The 15,199-nt window shown below is 69.0% G+C and carries 14 protein-coding genes and 1 pseudogene; 5 read left to right on the top strand and 10 right to left on the bottom strand.

Going from position 1 to position 15,199, the window contains the following annotated elements:
* Positions 1-397 precede the first annotated feature (397 nt).
* Both ASG51_RS06380 and ASG51_RS06375 read right to left on the bottom strand, forming a co-directional pair.
* Positions 398-1,230, bottom strand: a pseudogene (locus ASG51_RS06380) (porin family protein).
* A 599-nt stretch (positions 1,231-1,829) separates the two neighbouring features.
* Positions 1,830-2,561 (bottom strand): aspartate/glutamate racemase family protein, encoded by a 732-nt coding sequence (locus tag ASG51_RS06375; protein ID WP_056276920.1) that lies wholly within the window; start codon positions 2,559-2,561, stop codon positions 1,830-1,832.
* 276 nt (positions 2,562-2,837) lie between these two features.
* Here ASG51_RS06375 and ASG51_RS06370 point away from each other — a divergent pair, with 276 nt between their 5' ends.
* Positions 2,838-4,508, top strand: coding sequence for a DEAD/DEAH box helicase (locus tag ASG51_RS06370; RefSeq protein ID WP_056379781.1), 1,671 nt, complete (start codon positions 2,838-2,840; stop codon positions 4,506-4,508).
* Between the two features lie 129 nt (positions 4,509-4,637).
* Positions 4,638-5,708: a GGDEF domain-containing protein gene (locus ASG51_RS06365; protein ID WP_056276914.1), complete on the top strand. Its 1,071-nt coding sequence runs from the start codon at positions 4,638-4,640 to the stop codon at positions 5,706-5,708.
* 21 nt (positions 5,709-5,729) lie between these two features.
* On the opposite strand, the gene ASG51_RS06360 is transcribed toward ASG51_RS06365, so the two are convergent.
* Positions 5,730-6,107, bottom strand: a complete 378-nt coding sequence (locus ASG51_RS06360) for an iron-sulfur cluster assembly accessory protein (RefSeq protein ID WP_056217716.1) — start codon at positions 6,105-6,107, stop codon at positions 5,730-5,732.
* 171 nt (positions 6,108-6,278) lie between these two features.
* On the opposite strand from ASG51_RS06360, the gene ASG51_RS06355 reads away from it, so the two are divergent.
* Positions 6,279-6,809, top strand: coding sequence for a Uma2 family endonuclease (locus tag ASG51_RS06355; RefSeq protein WP_244480073.1), 531 nt, complete (start codon positions 6,279-6,281; stop codon positions 6,807-6,809).
* Between the two features lie 7 nt (positions 6,810-6,816).
* Here ASG51_RS06355 and ASG51_RS06350 read toward each other — a convergent pair whose 3' ends face one another.
* The 6 genes from ASG51_RS06350 to ASG51_RS06325 all read right to left on the bottom strand — a co-directional run bounded on the left by ASG51_RS06350 (position 6,817) and on the right by ASG51_RS06325 (position 13,525).
* Positions 6,817-7,197: an SUF system Fe-S cluster assembly protein gene (locus ASG51_RS06350; RefSeq protein ID WP_056217719.1), complete on the bottom strand. Its 381-nt coding sequence runs from the start codon at positions 7,195-7,197 to the stop codon at positions 6,817-6,819.
* 58 nt (positions 7,198-7,255) lie between these two features.
* The gene (locus ASG51_RS06345; RefSeq protein ID WP_056379779.1) at positions 7,256-8,500 is read right to left on the bottom strand and encodes a cysteine desulfurase; all 1,245 of its coding nucleotides are present in this window, start codon (positions 8,498-8,500) and stop codon (positions 7,256-7,258) included.
* A gap of 72 nt (positions 8,501-8,572) precedes the next feature.
* Positions 8,573-9,895 carry a Fe-S cluster assembly protein SufD gene (gene sufD / locus ASG51_RS06340; protein ID WP_056379777.1) on the bottom strand — a complete coding sequence of 441 codons (1,323 nt, stop codon included), beginning with the start codon at positions 9,893-9,895 and terminating at the stop codon, positions 8,573-8,575.
* A 2-nt stretch (positions 9,896-9,897) separates the two neighbouring features.
* Complete coding sequence (sufC, locus tag ASG51_RS06335; protein WP_056217730.1) at positions 9,898-10,650, bottom strand: Fe-S cluster assembly ATPase SufC; 753 nt, start codon at positions 10,648-10,650, stop codon at positions 9,898-9,900.
* A 177-nt stretch (positions 10,651-10,827) separates the two neighbouring features.
* The gene (gene sufB, locus ASG51_RS06330) at positions 10,828-12,297 is read right to left on the bottom strand and encodes a Fe-S cluster assembly protein SufB (protein WP_056217733.1); all 1,470 of its coding nucleotides are present in this window, start codon (positions 12,295-12,297) and stop codon (positions 10,828-10,830) included.
* Between the two features lie 67 nt (positions 12,298-12,364).
* Entirely contained in the window at positions 12,365-13,525 is a 1,161-nt protein-coding gene (locus ASG51_RS06325) for a cysteine desulfurase family protein (RefSeq protein WP_056379776.1), read from the bottom strand.
* A 328-nt stretch (positions 13,526-13,853) separates the two neighbouring features.
* Between ASG51_RS06325 and ASG51_RS06320 the strand changes: the two genes are divergently transcribed.
* Together ASG51_RS06320 and ASG51_RS23210 are read left to right on the top strand one after the other, a co-directional pair.
* Complete coding sequence (locus ASG51_RS06320) at positions 13,854-14,510, top strand: alpha/beta hydrolase (protein ID WP_056186925.1); 657 nt, start codon at positions 13,854-13,856, stop codon at positions 14,508-14,510.
* 65 nt (positions 14,511-14,575) lie between these two features.
* A complete protein-coding gene (locus ASG51_RS23210; protein WP_082513899.1) occupies positions 14,576-14,761 on the top strand; it encodes a DUF3606 domain-containing protein in 186 nt (61 codons plus the stop codon).
* Positions 14,762-14,898: 137 nt separating this feature from the next.
* Here the strand turns inward: ASG51_RS23210 and ASG51_RS06315 are convergent, their stop codons facing one another.
* Positions 14,899-15,171: a type II toxin-antitoxin system Phd/YefM family antitoxin gene (locus tag ASG51_RS06315; RefSeq protein WP_082513898.1), complete on the bottom strand. Its 273-nt coding sequence runs from the start codon at positions 15,169-15,171 to the stop codon at positions 14,899-14,901.
* Positions 15,172-15,199: the final 28 nt, after the last annotated feature.

Raw genomic sequence — 15,199 nt, 5'->3', positions numbered from 1 at the left:
AGCGGCGCTTGGTCGCCGCGACCCGGACCTGTTCGTTTTCGATCCCCGGCTGCAGGTGCGCGATCCCACAGGCGGTGGGGCACCGGCCAAGAGACCGGCTCGCTTGGTGGCGACGATGGCGGGCGGATGGGGGCTGGCACCATCCGGGCCGATCCGGTCAGGCGCGAGCAGCGGCGGCTCGGCGCTCAGCTTCCGGACGACGCGCTGGGCCGCGCCGCGGTCACGGTGATCCGTCGGCAGGGAGTCGACACGTCCGGCACTTCGTCCACGTGCCAAGGCTCGCGATGCAGCCAAACGAAAGCGCCCCGAGGATCTCTCCTCGAGGCGCGTGACGACGAAAGCGGCCAGATGATCGGGGCTGGGGACGCTCAGGCCGAACCGAAAAGTCCCGTCGATCCTAGTAGGAGCCGAACTTGTAGTTCAGGCCGGCGCGGACGACGGCGAACTCGGTGTCGCGCACCTGGCGGCCGCCGCTGACGAGCACGACGCCCGGGCTGGTGGTGGTGATGACGGTGCCGACGTTGTTGACCGCGAAGGCGCCGTTGTTGCGGTTGCCCTGGTCGAGGTTCACGTACAGTCACGGCCGAGGACTTGAAGAAGTTCAGGAACGAGTCGGTGGGGAGCGCGTACTCGATACCGCCGCCGGCAGCCCAGCCGGTCTGGAAGTCGTCACGGCTGGAGTTGGTCAGACCGAAGTCACGACCGCCGCCCGAACCGTAGGCGAAGCCGCCGGTGCCGTACACGAGGGTGCGGTCGAAGGCGTAGCCGAGGCGACCGCGGACGGTACCGAAGTAGTCGAGGCCCGAGACGCCGGCCGGGTTGAAGACCTGCTGGGCGGCCAGCGGGCCGGTGGCCGAGAAGCGGTTCCGCTCACGACCGAAGTCGACGTACTGAGCATCGGCCTCGATACCGACGACCACGCCCGAACCCGGGGTGAACTGGTAGTTGTAGCCGATCTGGCCACCGCCGACGAAGCCGTCGTTGCTGCGGCCGTTGCCGAAGGCGATGGCAGCGGTGGTGCCCGGCAGGACCAGGGTGCTGGCGCCGTTCACGCCGATGACGGTCGGCGTCGAAGCCGTAACCGGCGTTGAAACCGGCGTAGAAGCCGGTCCAGGTGAACACCGGCACCGGCACGAACACCGGGGGAGCCGCGCGGCGCGGAAGGTCGGCGGCCGAAGCGACGGCAGTCAGGCCGGCGAGCACGGTGGAGGCGAGAAGCAGTCTTTTCATTGGTTTACCTGGTCCTGGTTGGCGAGAGCCGGCGCGCTTGTAGTCCCTGGCCGACGCGAGGTCTGTCGCTTTCCTGCAACAAGGCCACCTATTAGGCCCCCAGATGTCAAAGAAGGGTAAAGGTTAGCGATCGGTCATCCTGACCTTTGCGTGGGGGTGCCATCACGCACATCCACGAGAAACAGGTGATCTTCGGTTTGTGCAAGCCGTGTTGAAATCAAGGCGCGGCTGAACACTTTGTTGAGATGTGCGGGGCCGGCAGAATTCTGCCGAGCGCTGGTCCGTCTCGGCGTTTTCTTGCCTGTCGGATCCCTGCCTGTCGGATCCCTGCCTATTGGATTCTCGCCTGTCAGATCCTCCCCTCTCGGGCGAGGGGGCGCGCCGCCGTGGGGGCGAGCCCTGCGCGGACACCGGTGCGCAAGCCTAGCCCGTCGCTCTCGTGCACGAAGATCCGGGAGGCGTTGTCCCGCCCGAACCGCCGAGCCGACGCACGGCGTGGATGCCTTGCGCCGCAAGCGACATGGGCCTGCAGAACCGACGCAGGGGCTTTCCCTGCGCCCTGCCCTGCAAGGAATCATCGCCGCGTGGCGGAGAGGCCGTCAGTCGCCCGCCAACAGGGCCGTGAGCGCCGGCGACAGGCCGAGGCTCGCGAGGGGCGGAGCCTCGGCCTGTCGCCCGGCCCTTGCCCCGGCCGCGGCGGCCAGGACGGCGCGGGTCCCGGCCTCCACCGAGCAGAGCACCGGCGCCGGGACGGCGGGTTGGATCCGTGCGGCGAGGCCGGCCAGGGCCGCACCGCCGAGGATCACGGCCTCGGCGCCGTCCTCCCGGACGCAGGCGGTGCAGGCCGCCGCCAGGAGGCCGAGGGCCGCCTCCGGGTCGGCGGCGATCTCGCCCCCCGTAGGCGCGACGGTGCGCACGCCGGTGAGGCGCTCGCCGAGGCCCAGGCCGGCCACGAACTCCGTCAGCATCGGTCCCCACAGGACGCCGCCCGTGACGATGGCGAAGCGCCGCCCGCCCGCCTGCGCGGCCCGGCAGGCGGCCTCCGCCATCCCGACCACGGGCACCGGGGAGACCTCGCGCAGGGCGGCGAGGCCAGGATCACCGAAGCAGGCGAGGTAGACCGCATCGCAGCCGGCCCCGTGTGCGGCGAAGGCGTCGAGGGCGGCGTGCCCGGCGATCGCCGCCGCCGCGCGGCTGGCGATGTAGCGGGCCCCGAATCGCCCGGTGGCGGGCACCAGGGTGACGCCGGCCCCGGCGATCGCCCGGACATGGCCGGCCACGAGGTCGGTGACCGACGCGGTGGTGTTCGGGTTGATGAGGAGGATGCGCAAGGGGGTCCGGACCTCGTCCAGGGTGGGGATGGTGCAGGCCTGAGCAAGGGCCCGAGCAAGAGCTCGGCCACGGGGGACGCCGGACCACGGGCCTGCGGATAAGCCGTCCTGCTTGGGCTCCCCTCGATTGACAAGGCCGTGCAAGGCCCTAAGTGTCCCCGCAACGCGTGTGCGCGGCGGGTCGAGTGTCGAAGCCGCCCCTGATGCCAGCCGTCGCCGTGTCGATGTCCTCCGCGCCGGTTGGTCCATTCCCGCGCGCAACGGTTCTCATAGAATATGTCTTTTGCCGACCTCGGATTGAGCGACAAAGTCCTCCAGGCCGTCACGGCGGCCGGTTATTCCGAGCCCACGCCGATCCAGGCCCAGGCCATCCCCCACGTGCTCGCGCGCCGCGACGTCCTCGGCATCGCCCAGACCGGCACCGGCAAGACGGCGGCCTTCACGCTGCCGATGCTGACCCTGCTGGAGAACGGCCGTGCCCGGGCGCGCATGCCGCGCACCCTGATCCTGGAGCCGACCCGCGAGCTCGCCGCCCAGGTGGTGGAGAATTTCGACCGCTACGGCATCAACCACAAGCTCAACGTCGCCCTCATCATCGGCGGCGTCTCCTTCGCGGAGCAGGACGCCAAGCTGATGCGCGGCACCGATGTGCTGATCGCGACGCCGGGCCGGCTCCTCGACCATTTCGAGCGCGGCAAGCTGCTGCTCACCGGCGTGGAGCTCCTCGTCATCGACGAGGCCGACCGCATGCTCGACATGGGGTTCATTCCCGACATCGAGCGCATCGTGAAGATGGTGCCCTTCACGCGCCAGACCCTGTTCTTCTCCGCCACCATGCCGCCGGAGATCGAGCGGCTGGCGGACATGTTCCTGCACACCCCGCAGCGGATCGAGGTGGCCCGGCCCGCCTCCACCGCCTCGACCATCGTGCAGAAGCTCGTGGCCACGAGTTCCGAGGGGCACGAGAAGCGCGACCTCCTGCGGCGCCTCATCCGGGGCGAGGCCGAGCTGAACAACGGCATCATCTTCTGCAACCGCAAGCGCGACGTGGCGCTGCTGCAGAAGTCGCTTGCCAGCCACGGCTTCAACGTGGCCGCCCTGCACGGCGACATGGACCAGCGCGCCCGCACCATCGCCCTCGACGCCTTCCGCTCGGGCGAGGTCCCGCTCCTGGTGGCGAGCGACGTGGCGGCCCGCGGCCTCGACATCCCGGCCGTGAGCCACGTCTTCAACTTCGACGTGCCGCATCACCCGGAAGACTACGTGCACCGGATCGGCCGCACCGGCCGCGCCGGTCGCGCCGGGCACGCCTTCACCCTGGTGAGCCGGTCCGACGAGCGCTCGCTCCACGCCATCGAGGCGCTGATCGGCCAGCCGATCCCCTGGGCCGAGGGCGACCTCGCCTCGGTGCCTGAATCCGCCCCTTCCGCGGAGGGCGAGGCGACCCGCACGCGCTACCGCGGCAAGACCGGCCGGCAGGTCCGCGGCGGCGAGGCTCGCCGATCCGAAGGGCGCAAGTCCGAGGCCCGGAATCCCGAGGGCCGGAATCCCGAGGGGCGCGCCGCATCGGCCGGCCGCTCGGAGCCGAGGGCCGAGAGCGCCCGATCCGATGCCAGGCCCGAGGCCGGCGATCGGCCCGAGGCGTCCGTCGAGGAGCGCGCCCCCAAGCGGGAGGGACGCCGGGACGGACGGGGCGGGCGGTCGTCCCGCCGGGGTTCGTCCGAGCGTGCGGCCCCGGAGGCGGAGGTCGCGCAGGACCTTGCCGCCCCCGCGGCCCCGGCCCCGCAGCGGGCGCCCCGTCCCGAGCGCACGGCCGAGCGGTCCCGCGACGAGCGTCGTTCGCCGCGGCGGCGCAGCGACGAAGACGAGGGCGAGACACCCGTCGGTCTCGGCTCGCATGTGCCGGCCTTTCTGCTACGTCCGGCCGTGGTCAAATCTTCGAAGTAACGTGACACCGCCAGTCGTTCATCCTGTCGAACCTTAACCGCATCTCCACCATCGCGTCCGCATGATGCGATCCTGCGGAAACGCTCCGCTCCGGGATCGGGCCGGGTGGATGGGACGGTTGGACGAACGATGGGCGGCAGTCAGGGCGACCGCGAACGGAGCTTTGCGCTGGCCGAGCGTGCCAATGCGCTGATCCGCGATTACGGTCCGTCGGCGGAACCGCGCGCCTACGCCGTCTGGTACGCCTACGTCTCGGGCACGCAGCCGCAGATGAACGACGCGGTGAAGCGCCTCACGGCCGCATCGGGGCGCCTGAGCCACGCGGACATCGACGGCCTCTACGAAAGCTATCTCGATCCCTCGCGCCTCTCGACCGCCACCGAGCGGGCGAGCAGCAGCGTCCTGTCGGAGATCGCGGGCGTGATGGAGGTGCTGGACCTCTCCCTCGGCTCCACGGCGCAGTACGACGCGTCGTTGCGGACCCTGGCGCGAGACCTCGACGGGACGGTCCCGACGGCGGCCGGAGTGCACAAGGTGGTGGCCGCCCTCGTGGCGACGACGCGGGAGGTCACGGCCAACAACCGCACCCTTGAGGCGCGGATGCGCGAGAGCCGGCGCGAGATCGAGACCCTGCGCGAGACCCTGGAGGCGACGCGCCTGGAGAGCCTCACCGATCCGCTCACCGGCCTGTCGAACCGCAAGCACTTCGAGGACAGCCTGTGCCGGCTGGTCCAGGGGGCCTCCCCGGCCGCCCCGGCCTGCCTGATCGTCATCGACGTCGATTCGTTCAAGCGCTTCAACGACGTCTACGGCCACATCACGGGCGACCAGGTGCTGCGCCTCGTGGCCATGGTGATGCGCGAGCCCGTGAAGGCCCGCGCGGTCCTCGCCCGCTTCGGCGGCGAGGAATTCGCCATGCTGCTGCCTGCCACGAACCGGGCGGCGGCCTACGCCCTCGCCGAGACGGTGCGGACCAGCGTGATGGCGCGCGAACTGGTGAAGCGGTCCACCGGGGAGTCGCTCGGCAAGATCACGATCTCCCTCGGCGTGGCGATGCACCGCCCGGGCGACACCGCGGTGTCGCTGCTCGAGCGGGCCGACCAGTGCATGTTCAGGGCCAAGCGCGACGGCCGCAACCGGACGGTCGACGACGCCGACATGGACCTGTCGCGCGTCGCGGACCTGTCGAGCGTCGCCTGATCCTGCGTCCGGCCCGGCGCCTCAGGCGCCGGCGTGGACCGCCTCGGGGTTCACCGGGGTGATCGCCACGGACTCGCCGCAGCCGCAGGCCGAGGTCTGGTTCGGGTTGTTGAACACGAACTGGGACGAGAGCTTGCTGGTCTGAAAGTCCATCTGCGTGCCGAGCAGGAACAGCAGCGCCTTCGGATCGACGAAGACGGTGACGCCGCGATCCTCGACCTTGTCCTCGCCGGGCTTCTGCCCCTCGGCATATTCCATGGTGTAGGACATGCCGGCGCAGCCGCCGTTCTTCACGCCGACCCGGACGCCCGCGATGGGCTGGTCCGCATCGGCGATGATCGCCTTGATGCGGGCTGCCGCCGCGTCGGTCAGCGACAGGACCTTGAACTTCGATGCCATGATGTCTCTCCGACGGCCGGGTTCAAGGCCCGGGCGGGTGAGGGTGCTTGAACCCGGTTAAGATAAGGATTGCGGAGCCTGCGGTCCATGGCCGGCGGAAGCCGACCTGAACCGCGTTATCCTCGGCGACGGCCGATGGAGGCTTTCATGGCACGAAGGGCGCGGCGCGCGATGAGCGTCGAGGCGTTTGTCGCCTGGCAGCAGCGCCAGGATCGTCTCCACGAACTCGTCGAGGGCGTGCCGGTACCCCCTTGTGAAGATGATGACGGGGGCCAGCGCCCGGCAGGACCGGGGCACCGTCAACATCATCGCCGCTCTTCATGGCCAGCTGCGCGCACCGGGATCGCGCCCCTGCGCCGTCCGGACGTCACCGTGGAATGCGGAGCCCTGATCCTGGACAGCTACGAGAGTCGGACGCCGCGCCTCGTCGTGGAGGTGTTGTCGCCCTCGACGAGCACCCTCGATCGCTTCCGGAAGCTGGAAGAATACAAGCGACATCCGACGATCGCCTACATCCAGCTCGGGGAAACACGCTGGCCCAGCGCCACGCTCTATCGGCGCGATGGAGAAACCTGGGATACGCAGGCTTTCGAGACCATGGACGCGGAGGTCGATCTGCCCGCCATCGGTGCGACCCTGTCGTTGGCCGACATCTACGACGGCATGACCTTCGTCGGACTGCGCGAGGCCCCCATCGCCTGACGGTCCGCTACCACATGTCCAGCGCGACGCGGGCCTCGTCGGACATCCGGCTCTGATCCCACGGCGGATCGAACACCATCGTGACGCTGCAGGACTGGACCCCCGGCACGGCGGCCACGGCGGTCTCGACCCAGCCCGGCATCTCGCCGGCCACGGGGCAGCCCGGCGCGGTCAGGGTCATGTCGATGGCGACCTTTCGGTCGTCGGCGATGTCGACCTTGTAGATCAGTCCGAGCTCGTAGATGTCGGCCGGGATCTCCGGATCGTAGACGCTCTTCAGGGCGACCACGATGTCGTCGGTCAGGCGGTCGAGCTCCTCGGGCGGGATCGCCGAGTCGCTCGCGATGGTGGGGGTGTTGGCCCCCCCGGTGATGGCTGAATCGCTCATGGGTCTCTGTCCTGGTCTCGCGATGGCGCGGAGTGGCCGGGCCCCGCTCGAAAATCGTTCAGGCGAACATCATCTCGGCCTTGGCCAGCGCCTCGGCCAGGGCGTCCACCTCCTGCGTGGTGTTATACAGGCCGAAGGAGGCGCGGCAGCTGGAGGTGGCGCCGAAGCGGGTGAGCAGCGGCATCGCGCAATGCGTCCCCGCCCGGATCGCGACGCCGTAGCGGTCGATCACGGTGGCGATGTCGTGGGCGTGCGCGCCCTTCATCTCGAAGGCGATGACGCCGCCCTTGCCCTTCGCCGTGCCGATCATCCGCAGGGAATTCATGGCGCCCAGGCGCTCCTGCGCGTAGGCGAGCAGGGACGCCTCGTGGGCGGCGATCCGATCGCGCCCGACGCCCATCATGAACTCCAGCGCGGCCCCGAGGCCGACCGCCTCGATGATGGCGGGCGTGCCCGCTTCGAAGCGGTGGGGCGGATCGTTGTAGGTGATGCTGTCCTGGCTCACCGTCCGGATCATCTCGCCGCCGCCCTGGTAGGGGGGAAGCCGCTCCAGCCATTCCTTCTTGCCGTAGAGCACGCCGATGCCGGTGGGACCGTAGACCTTGTGGCCGGTGAAGACGAAGAAGTCGCAATCCAGCGCCTTCACGTCGATCGGCGTGTGCACCGCGCTCTGGGCCCCGTCGAGGAGTACGGGAACGCCGTGCGCATGGGCGATGCGCACGATCTCGGCCGCCGGCGTCACCGTGCCGAGGACGTTCGACATGTGGGTGATCGCCACCATCCGGGTGCGCGGCGTGAAGAGTTTTTCGTACGCCTCGACGAGGAAGTTGCCCGCGTCGTCCACCGGGGCCCACTTGATCACCGCGCCACGCCGTTCGCGCAGGAAGTGCCAGGGCACGATGTTGGAGTGGTGCTCCATGATCGACAGGATGATCTCGTCGCCCTCCCCGATCTGGCCGAGCAGACCCATCGAGGAGGCCACGAGGTTGTAGGCCTCGGTGGCGTTGCGGGTGAAGATGATCTCGTCGGTGGAGTCGGCGTTCAGGAACTGCCGGGTGGTCTCGCGCGCGCCCTCGAAGCCCTCCGTGGCGGCGTTCGCCATGAAGTGCAGCCCGCGATGGACGTTGGCGTACCCCGTCTCCATGCAGGCCACCATCGCGTCGATGACCGCGCGCGGCTTGTGCGCGGAGGCCGCATTGTCGAGATAGACCAGCGGCCGGCCATAGACCTTCTCGCCGAGTATCGGGAACTGGGCCCGGATCGCTTCGACGTCGTAGGGAATGTTCGGGACGGGTGCGTTCATGGGTGGACCTGTGTGGTGTCGGACGCGCGCGGCCCTCCCCCGTCGCGGGAGAGGGCCGTCGGCGGGGTGCGATCAGCCCCGCGCCGCGAGCCACGCCTCGATGGTGCCGATCAGCGCCTCGCGGGCGCCGTCGTGGCTGACCGACTCGATGGCTGCGCCCAGGAAGGCCTGGACCAGCAGGCTCTCGGCCTGGGCCTTCGGAAGCCCGCGCTGCATCAGGTAGAACAGCAGGTCCTCGTCGAGGGCGCCGCAGGTGGCGCCGTGGCCGCAGGCGACGTCGTCGGCGAAGATCTCCAGCTCGGGCTTGTTCATCATCTGCCCCTCGTCGGACAGGATGAGGCAGGCCGACATCATCTTGCCGTCGGTCTGCTGAGCCGCCTGCTGGACGATGATCTTGCCTTGGAACACGCCCGTGGCCGCATCATCCACCACGGTCTTGAACAGCTCGCGGCTCACGCCGCCGGTGGCGGCATGATCGGCCAGGAAGGTGGTGTCGGCGAGCTGCCGGCCGTTGAGCATGGCCGCCCCGTTCACCACCGCGCGGCCGTTGGCTCCGGCGAAGTTCAGGTAGACCTGGTGACGCGAGAGTACGCCGCCGACGACCACGTTGACGGTCTCGACCGCCGACGCGGCGCCGAGCTTGACCGACAAGGTCGACAGGGCCACGGCCTCGCGGCCTTCCGCGTTCAGGCGGGCGTGCCGGAAGGTGGCGTTGTCGGCCACCGTCACGTCGAGGGCGTCGTTGGGCTGGTAGGCGACGCCGTCCGGCCCCTCATGGCTCTCCAGGACCAGCGCCTCCGCGCCCTCCCCCAGCACCACGAGCGCGCGGGTGGCGGTCGAGAACGTCTCCGATCCGGTGGCGATGAAGCGCAGGTGCAGCGGGGTCTCGACCTTGGCGCCGGGCTCCACGGCGATCAGCACGCCATCGGCCAGGAAGGCCGTGTTGAGCTGATAGATCGGATTCTCGGACGCCTGGCGCACCGGCGCCAGCTTCTCGAGGAGGGCGTGCCCGTCGGTGAGCGCCTGGGTCAGCGGCGTGACCGTGATGCCGGCCGGGATGCGGCCGAGGTCGGACAGATCCGCGATCATGTGGCCGTTGACGAAGGTGAGGCGCACCGCCTCGATCCCGGCGAAGCCCTTCGCATCGGCGACGGCGCGCGCAGCGACCTCGGCCGCCGGCATCTCCGCCGGGTGCGCGGCATCGCGAAAGGCCGAGCGCAGGTCGGTGTACTTGAAGGCCTCGACCCGGCGGGTCGGCAGGCCCACCGCCTCGAAGTAGCGGAACGCCTCCTCGCGGGCGATCGAGACGCCCGTCGGGTACTTCATCCTGGTGGCTTCGAAGAGCTTGGACAGCCCGGTCTCGGCCGCGGTGCGGAGGGGGGTGATGTCGGCCATGGTCAGGCGGCCTCGCCCGTGCGGTACTCGGCGTAGCCGGAGGCTTCGAGGGCCTTGGCGAGGTCCTTGTCGCCCGACTTCACGATCTGGCCCTGCGACATGACATGGACCACGTCCGGCACGATGTAGTCGAGCAGGCGCTGGTAGTGGGTGATGACGAGGAACGAGCGACCCTGGGCGCGCAGCGCGTTGACGCCCTCGGAGACGATGCGGAGCGCATCGATGTCCAGCCCGGAATCGGTCTCGTCGAGGACGCAGAACTTCGGCTCCAGGAGCGCCATCTGCAGGATCTCCATGCGCTTCTTCTCGCCGCCGGAGAACCCGACGTTGAGGGCGCGCTTGAGCATGTCCTTGTTGATCTCGAGCTTCTCGGCCGCCCCGTTCACCCGGCGGATGAAGTCGGGGGTCGAGAGCTCGCCCTCGCCCCGCGCCCGGCGCTGGGCGTTCAGGGTCGCCTTGAGGAAGGTCATGGTGCCGACGCCCGGGATCTCCAGCGGGTACTGAAAGGCCAGGAACACGCCCGAGGCGGCGCGCTCGTCGGGGCTCATCTCGAGGATGTTGACGCCGTCGAGCAGGATCTCGCCGTCGAGGACTTCATAATCTTCCTTGCCCGCGATGACGTAGGACAGGGTCGACTTGCCCGAGCCGTTCGGGCCCATGATGGCGGCGACCTCGCCGTCGTTCACGGTGAGGTTGAGGCCGTTGAGGATCTGCTTGTCCTCGATGGCGACCACGAGGTTCTTGATTTCGATCATTGCAGCATAGTCCGTTCTAGGTTGAATACCCGGCGCGGAACCGAAACGGTCCCTGGCGTCGGAAAGCTCTGATGTGCGGCTGCCGGCCCGGACGGCAGGGCGCCGGGCGTTCCGGTCCCCCCATGGGGAACCAGAGCGCCGGCGCCGCGTCGCGACGGCTCGCGGCGTCCCTTGTCCTCAGCCCACCGAGCCTTCGAGGCTGATCGAGATCAGCTTCTGGGCCTCGACGGCGAACTCCATCGGCAACTGCTGCAGCACGTCGCGGACGAAGCCGTTGACGATGAGCGCGGTCGCCTCCTCGTTAGAGAGGCCGCGCTGCTGGCAGTAGAACATCTGGTCTTCCGAGATCTTCGAGGTGGTGGCCTCGTGCTCGAACTGCGCGGAGGAATTCTTCGACTCGATGTATGGCACGGTGTGTGCGCCGCACTGGTCGCCGATCAGGAGCGAGTCGCAGTTGGTGAAGTTGCGCGCGCCCGTCGCCTTGCGGTGCGCCGAGACGAGGCCCCGATAGGTGTTCTGCGAACGCCCGGCCGAGATGCCCTTCGAGATGATCCGGCTGGTGGTGTTCTTGCCCAGATGGATCATCTTGGTGCCGGAATCGACCTGCTGCATGCCGTTCGACACCGCGATCGAGTAGAACTCGCCGCGGGAATTGTCGCCGCGGAGGATGCAGGACGGGTACTTCCAAGTGATCGCCGAGCCGGTCTCGACCTGCGTCCAGGAGATCTTCGAGTTGGCGCCGCGGCAATCGCCGCGCTTGGTGACGAAGTTGTAGATGCCACCCTTGCCCTCGTTGTCGCCCGGGTACCAGTTCTGGACGGTCGAGTACTTGATCTCGGCATCATCGAGGGCGACGAGCTCGACCACGGCGGCGTGGAGCTGGTTGTCGTCGCGCTTCGGGGCGGTGCAGCCCTCCAGGTACGAGACGTAGGAGCCCTTGTCGGCGATGATCAGCGTGCGCTCGAACTGGCCGGTATCGCGCTCGTTGATGCGGAAATAGGTCGACAGCTCCATCGGGCAGCGCACGCCCGGCGGGATGTAGACGAACGAGCCGTCGGAGAAGACCGCCGAGTTCAGGGTCGCGAAGAAGTTGTCGGTCACGGGCACGACCGAGCCGAGATACTTGCGCACCAGGTCCGGGTACTCGCGGATCGCCTCCGAGATCGGCATGAAGATCACACCGGCCTTGGACAGCTCGGCCTTGAAGGTGGTGGCCACCGAGACCGAATCGAACACGGCGTCGACCGCGACCCGGCGCTCGGGGGCGATGCCCTCCAGCACCTCGACTTCGCGCAGCGGGATGCCCAGCTTCTCGTAGGTCTTCAGGATCTCCGGGTCGATCTCGTCGAGCGACATCGCCGCCGGGCGCTTGGGCGCCGCGTAGTAGTAGATGTCCTTGTAGTCCACCTTGTCATAGGACACCCGGGCCCAATCGGGCTCCTGCATGGTCTGCCAGCGCTTGTAGGCGTCGAGGCGCCAGTCCAGCATCCACGCGGGCTCGTCCTTCTTGGCCGAGATGAAGCGGATCACGTCCTCGGAGATGCCCTTGGCGGACTTCTCCATCTCGATCGTGGTCTCGAACCCGTACTTGTACTGGTCGAGGTCGATCGAGCGGACCCGGTCGATGGTTTCCTGCACTGCAGGCATTACACGTCTCCTGACATGCCCGGCGTCAAGGGCCGGGTGTGGGTCGGATGGCTTGGGAAGGCGGCACTCACGCCGCGTGCCCCTGCCGTCGATATAGGGTCTCCACCAGGCGTTCGCAGGCGGCGCGACACCGCGCTGCGTCGCTTTCGGTGCTGTTCCACCCGAGGCTCACGCGCAGGGCCCCTGCGGCGAGCGCGGGGGTGACGCCCATGGCCGCGAGAACGGGCGAGCGGGCGACCTTTCCGGAGGCGCAGGCCGAGCCGGACGAGATCGCGACGCCGGCGAGATCCAGCGTCATCAGCGCCGTCGGGGCATTGAGCCCCGGAACGGCGAAGCACAGGGTGTTGGGCAGGCGCGGGGCGCCGGCGCCGAACACGACGAGGTCGGGTGCGCAGGCGCGCAGCCCCGCCTCGATGCCGTCGCGCAGATCCGCGAGGCGGTCCGCGGAGGCGGGATCGGCGAGGTCCGCGGCGACCCCCAGCCCGACGATGCCGGGCAGGTTCTCGGTGCCGCCGCGCAGGCGCGCCTCCTGGCCGCCCCCGCGCAGGAAGCCCGCACCGAGGGTCACGCCCTCAGCGAGCACCAGGGCGCCGATGCCCTTCGGGGCGCCGAACTTGTGGCCCGAGAGGCTGAGGGCGTCGAGGCCGAGGGCCGACATGTCCAGGGGGATCTTGCCGATCGCCTGGACCGCATCCGTATGCACCAGGGCGCGGCCATGCGCCCGGGCCAGGGCCACGATCGCCGCCAGCGGCTGGATCACGCCGGTCTCGTTGTTAGCGGCATGGACCGAGATCAGCACGTCCGCCGCGGCATGCCGGCGCAGCAGGGTCTCCAGCGCGCCGAGGTCGATCAGGCCCGCGCCATCCACGGGCACGCGGTCAACCGCCTCCGCCGGGAAGCGGTGGCCGGCCGAGACGCAGGGGTGCTCGGTGGCGCCGAGGACGAGGCGCGTGGGTGCGGACTGTCCCGTCCGCGCCAGGGCGCCGGACAGGACCGCGTTGGCGGCCTCGGTGCCGCCGCTCGTGAACACCACGCGGCCCGGGCCGGCGCCGACCCGCCGGGCCACCGCCTCGCGGGCGGTCTCCAGGGCGGCCCGGGCCGCCCGGCCCTCCGCGTGGATCGACGAGGGGTTGCCGGGCAGGGTGAGCGCCCGCGCCACGGCAGCCGCCACCTCCGGCCGAACCGGTGAGGTCGCGTTGTGGTCGAGGTAGGCGCGGGGCGAAGTCATCCGGGAAAAACCACTGGCGGCGTCAAGGTCGAAAACGACAAATCCTTGCTTTGGCCCCCCACGATCATGCTAAGGCGCGGACACGATCCGTGTTCCGATCGCCCATCGTGCGGGGAACGCGCCGATCCGAAGCTGGCTCGACCGGCGCTTGTTTAGAACGATTCTAGTTCGCTAGAATTATTCTAAGAGTGCTTTTAGGTTCGTGGCCGGGCGAGTCAAGGCACGCCTCACGGCTTTGCCCAGGCGTCGGACGCGCGCGTGTTTCCCTCGCGTCGGCGATCCACCGTGCGATGCCCGCCCGGGCATCCGCTCAGGAGTGTTGGTTTCCATGCCCGAAGTCATCTTCACCGGTCCCGCCGGCCGTCTCGAGGGGCGCTACCAGGCGCCCAAGAAGAAGGGCGCCCCGATCGCGATCGTGCTGCACCCGCACCCGCAATTCGGGGGCACGATGAACAATCAAATCGTGTACAATCTTTTCTACACCTTCGCCAATCGCGGCTTCGCGGCGCTGCGCTTCAACTTCCGCGGCGTCGGCCGCAGCCAGGGCGCGTTCGATCACGGCACGGGCGAGCTTTCCGACGCGGCCTCCGCCCTCGACTGGGTGCAGTCGGTGAACCCGGAGGCCCGCGCCTGCTGGATTGCCGGCGTCTCGTTCGGCTCGTGGATCGGCATGCAGCTGCTGATGCGCCGCCCCGAGATCGAGGGCTTCATCTCGATCGCCGCGATGGCCAACCGCTACGACTTCACCTTCCTGGCCCCCTGCCCGTCCTCGGGCCTGTTCGTGCACGGTTCCGAGGACCGGGTCGCCCCGGCCCGCGAGGTCATGCCGGTGATCGAGAAGGTGAAGACCCAGAAGGGCGTCATCATCGAGCACCAGATGGTGGAGGGCGCCAACCACTTCTTCGACGGCAAGGTCGACGAGCTGACCCAGACCGTCGACACCTACCTCGACAAGCGCCTCGGCCCGAAGCCCGAGGCGGCGTGATCGCAGGGCTACTCGAAGTTTACTTTCGGATGGATATCATTCGTTGCGCAACTTGAGGAAGCGCTATGAATGATGATTTGGAACGCCGTGGTCCGGAAGATCCCAGCAAGATCAGCCTGACCGAGGCTTGGGAGGTGCGCTACTGGACGAAGCGGTTCGGTGTCACGGAAGACCAACTCCGAGCCGGTGTCGATCGCGTCGGAAACGGAACGGCGAAGGTCGCGCAGTGCCTTGGAAAGCGGTGGCCGTAACGGGCTCGCGGCGGATCCATAACGGTCGCCGGGCTCAATGACATGCGGCGGCGCTCCATGATGGAGCGCCGCCGTTTTTTGTCGTCACTGTCTGTGTCTTACGCCTGTGCGTGCCCGACCGGCACGGCGGGCGCCCCTCAATCCCTCCGCCGACGATGTCCTTCCGCCCGGCACCATCGGCCACCGGCCGGTTCGTACAGATCGCGCGTCAGGTCTTCGCGAGCGCCCTGGAGTCGCCGGAAGTCGTCGGCGGAGATCACCACCACCTCGTCGCGCCCGCGCACCGTCACGTGCTGAGGGCCCTCGCTGCGGACGCGGCGCACGAGTCCGCTGAAGCGCGCCGCGGCGTCCTGCAGCGGCCAGACCCCTTGCGGATGCGACAACCCGGGTGATTTCGACGATCTGGTCATACGGACCAGATCAGCAGGTCGCCGCCGA

Source organism: Methylobacterium sp. Leaf465 (assembly GCF_001424705.1).
In the GTDB taxonomy this organism is placed as follows: Bacteria; Pseudomonadota; Alphaproteobacteria; order Rhizobiales; family Beijerinckiaceae; genus Methylobacterium.
The sequence above is the reverse complement of the archived record's forward strand: the minus strand, read 5'-3'. Positions and strand labels throughout refer to the sequence as shown.